Source organism: Duganella sp. BJB1802 (assembly GCF_013369445.1).
Lineage (GTDB): Bacteria > Pseudomonadota > Gammaproteobacteria > Burkholderiales > Burkholderiaceae_D > Rugamonas > Rugamonas vulcania_A.
Genome location: NZ_JABWEF010000044.1, coordinates 1 through 3,975 on the forward strand (window position 1 = coordinate 1; position 3,975 = coordinate 3,975).

Sequence of the window (3,975 nt, forward strand, 5' to 3'; positions counted from 1 at the left end):
GTGCCGCAGTTGAACGCGGCGCTGCTGGCCGCGCTGAGCACGGCGCAGCTCGGCGGCTTCGGCACCCGCCACATCGCCGCGCTGGGCAGCGCGCAGATCGCCGCGCTGAGCAGCACCCAGGTGCAGGCGCTGAGCACGGCGCAGATCGGCGCGCTCGGTTCGCGCCAGGTGGCCGGCTTGTCGACCGACGACGTGGCCGCCCTCGGCAGCGCCGCCATCAAGGCGCTGAGTGTGGCGGCCGCCGGCGCGCTGGCTTCCGACCAGCTGGCGCTGCTGGGCGGCGCCAACGGCAGCCTGTTCGGCATGCTGGGCACGGCGCAGATCGCCGCGCTGCGGGCGGCCGCGCTGGCCGGCATGGGCACGGCGCAGGTCGCGCAGATGTCGACCGCCCAGGCCAGCGCCTTGAGCAGCGCGCAGCTGGGCAGCCTGGCGATCGACGTGATCGCCGCGCTCGGCACGGCCGACCTGGTGGCGCTCAAGACCGCGGCCATCGCCGGATTGACCACGCAGCAGATGGTGGCGCTGAGCAGCGACCAGCTGCGCACGTTGACTTCCGCGCAGTTCTCTGCGCTCAGCAGCAGGCAGATGGGCGCGCTGTCGAGCGATGCGATCGGCTACCTGCCAGCGGCCAACGTGGCTGCCTTGAGTCCGGCCGCCATCGCCGCGCTGAGCCCAGCTGTGGTCGCCCTCCTCACAACGGACCAACTCTACAGTTTGAGTTCACGCCAATTCGCCGCACTCACGACGGACCAGATCGGGGCGGTGGCATCGGGGAACTTCGGATGCCTGGGTACGACCCAGCTCAGCGCGCTCACTACGACCCAGCTCACGGCGGTGACGCCGGGCGATCTCGCCGAAGTGTTCGGTTACGACTGGCACCATGGGGCAGCGTTGAGCACCACGATCTTCGCCGCGCTGTCGTCGGCGCAGTTGGGCGGCATCAGTCTCGGCATGGGCTTCACCAACGTCACCACCGCGCAGATCGCCGCCTTGCGCACGACAGCCCTGACCGCGCTTGACTGGTGGCGCTTGAGCGTGCTCACCACCGCGCAGGCGGGCGCCCTGAGCGCGACGCAATTGAGCAGCCTGTCCACGGAACAAATTTTCTGGTTCACCACGAACGATATCCCGTTCCTGAAAACCTCCGCCATCGCCGCGCTGACGACCCAGCAGATCGCCACGCTGAGCAGCGCGCAGGTGCGGGCGCTGACCACCGCGCAGATCGCCGCGCTGAGCAGCCGCCAGTTCGGCGCGTTGAGCACCGACGGCTTGGCCGGCCTCGACACCGGCGACCTGGGCGCGCTGAATCCGGGCGCGATCGGCGTGCTCGGCACCGCCGGCTTCGCCAACCTGACCACGGCCCAGCTGTCGGGCCTGGGCACGAGCCAGATCGCCGCGCTGAGCACCGCGCAACTGAACGCGCTCAGCAGCGCGCAGATCCACAGCCTGAACGCCGCCCAGGTCGGCGCGTTCAGCTCGCAGCAGTTCGGCAGCTTGTCGACCACGGAAATCGCCGGCCTCGGCTCGGCCACCCTGTCGTCGCTGCGCACCGCCGCGATCGCCGCGCTGGGTTCCGACCAGCTGGCCGCGCTGGGCCCGGTGCAACTGCTGACCACGGCGCAGATCGCCGCGCTGCGCAGCGCCGCGCTGGCCGGCCTGACCACCGCCGAGACCGTCGCGCTGACGGCCGGCCAGGTCGCCGCCCTGGGCAGCGCCCAGCTGCACGCGCTGAGCACGCAGGCCATCGCCGCCCTGGAACCGCTGGACCTGGCCGCGATCCGCACCGCCGCCATCGCCGGCCTGAGCGCGGCCCAGGTCGGCGTGCTGTCGAGCAGCCAGCTGGCCGCGCTGACGATGGCGCAATTCCTCGCCATGAACACCGCGCAGCTGGGCGCGCTGTCGTCCGACACCATCGCCGGCTTCTCCAGCGCCAACCTGGCCGCGCTCGGCACCGCCTACATCGCCGCGCTCAATCCGGCGTCGGTGGCCAACCTGAGCGCGCTGCAATTGTCCAGCCTGACCTCGCGCCAGTTCGCCGTGCTGTCGAGCGACCAGCTGGCCGCGCTGCGCACGGCGCAGGTCGCCGGCCTGGGCGCGCAGCAGATCCTCGGCCTGAGCTCGCGCAACATCGCCGGCCTGTCGAGCGCCGACGTGGCCGCGCTGAACGCCGCCGTGCTGCCGGCGCTGGGCAGCTCGGCGCTGTCCGCGCTGCGCGCCGACCAGCTGGCCGCGCTGGCCAACGATCCGTCCGGCAGCCTGTTCGGCACGCTCGGCACCGCGCAGGTGGCCGTGCTGCGCCCGGCCGCGCTGGCCGGCCTGACCAGCGCCCAGACCGTCGCGCTGAGCACCGCGCAGGCGGCGGCGCTGACCAGCGCCCAGCTGGCCGCGCTGTCCACCAACGATATCGCCGCGCTGGAGACGGCCGACCTGGCCGCGCTCAAGACCGCCGCGCTGGCCGGCCTGAGCGCCCAGCAAATGGCCGCGCTCAACAGCGACCAGGTGACCGCGTTGACCAGCGCCCAGGTGGCCGCCCTGAACAGCGGCCAGATCCTGGCGCTGCGGTCGTCCGCCATCGCCGGCCTGCAGACCAACGACATCGGCGCGCTGGGCACGGCGGTGATCGCCGCGCTGCCGGCCGCCGTGCTGGGCGGCCTGAGCACCGCGCAGGTGGCGGCGCTGGCCACGCGCCAGATCGCCGCGCTGAACACCGACCAGCTGGCCGGCCTGAGCATGCTGCAACTGGCCGCGCTGACCTCGGCCCAGTTGGGCGCCTTCGGTTCGCGCCAGATCGGCGCGCTGTCCACGGCCGCCGTGGACGCGCTCGATCCGGCCGCGCTGATCGGCCTGAAAACCGCCGCGCTGGCCGCGCTGACCTCGGCCCAGCTGGCCCAGCTGGGCAACGACGCGGCCGGCGCCAGCCATATCGACCTGCTGTCCACGCAGCAGATCGCCTCGCTGCGCGGCGCCGTCTTCGCCGGCCTCAGCACGCGCCAGATCGCCGCCCTCAGCACGGCCCAGGCGGCCGCGCTCAGCAGCGCGCAGATCGCCAGCCTGGACACCAACGGCATCGTCGCGCTGGAGGCGGCCGACGTGACCGCCCTGCGCACCGCCGCGCTGACCGGCCTGTCGGCCGACCAGATGCGGGCGCTGACCGCGGCCCAGCTGACCGCGCTGACCAGCCAGCAGCTGGCCGCGCTGAGCAGCCTGCAGCTGGGCGCCTTGTCCAGCCAGACGCTGGCGGGACTGTCGACCGCCAACCTGTCGGGCCTGACCACGGCCGCGATCGGCGCGCTGAGCACCGCGCTGATCGCGCAACTGATGCCGGCCCAGCTGGCGGCCTTGAAATCGCAGCAGGTGGCGGCGCTCAGCAGCGACCAGATCGCCGCGCTGGGCAGCCAGCAGATGGTCGCCTTCAGCTCGGCGCAGCTGGCCGCGCTCGGCACGCGCCAGCTGGCCGGCCTGTCGACCGCCGACCTGGCCGCGCTCGACAGCCGCGGCATCCCCGGCCTGAGCACGGCCATCATCGCGGCGCTGAATTCGGCCCAGCTGGCCGCGCTGGGCGGCGGCGCCGCCAGCGCCCAGTTCGCCTCGCTGCGGACCGCGCAGATCGCCGCGATGAGCACGGCCGCGCTGGCCGGCCTGGGCAGCGCCCAGCTGATCGCCCTGACCACCGGCCAGGCCGCCGCGCTGGGCAGCGGCCAGCTGGCCGCGCTCGGCACCGCGCAGATCGCCGCGCTGGAAAGCGCCGACCTGGCCGCGCTGAAGACCGCCGCGATCGCCGCGCTCGGCTCCGACCAGGTGGCCGCGCTGGCCAACGACGCGGCCGGCGCCAGCCATATCGATGTCTTGACGACGGCGCAGATCGCCGCCCTGCGCAGCACCGGCCTGGCCGGCCTGAGCACGCGCCAGATCGTTGCGCTGAGCACGGCGCAGGCGGCGGCGCTGTCGAGCCAGCAGGTGGCGGCCTTGTCGGCG

The 3,975-nt window shown here is 73.5% G+C and carries 1 protein-coding gene; it reads left to right on the forward strand.

What is annotated here, in order from left to right:
- Positions 1-3,975 (forward strand): beta strand repeat-containing protein (locus HUX88_RS31720; RefSeq protein ID WP_373886869.1); only part of this gene is annotated, 3,975 nt, incomplete at both ends.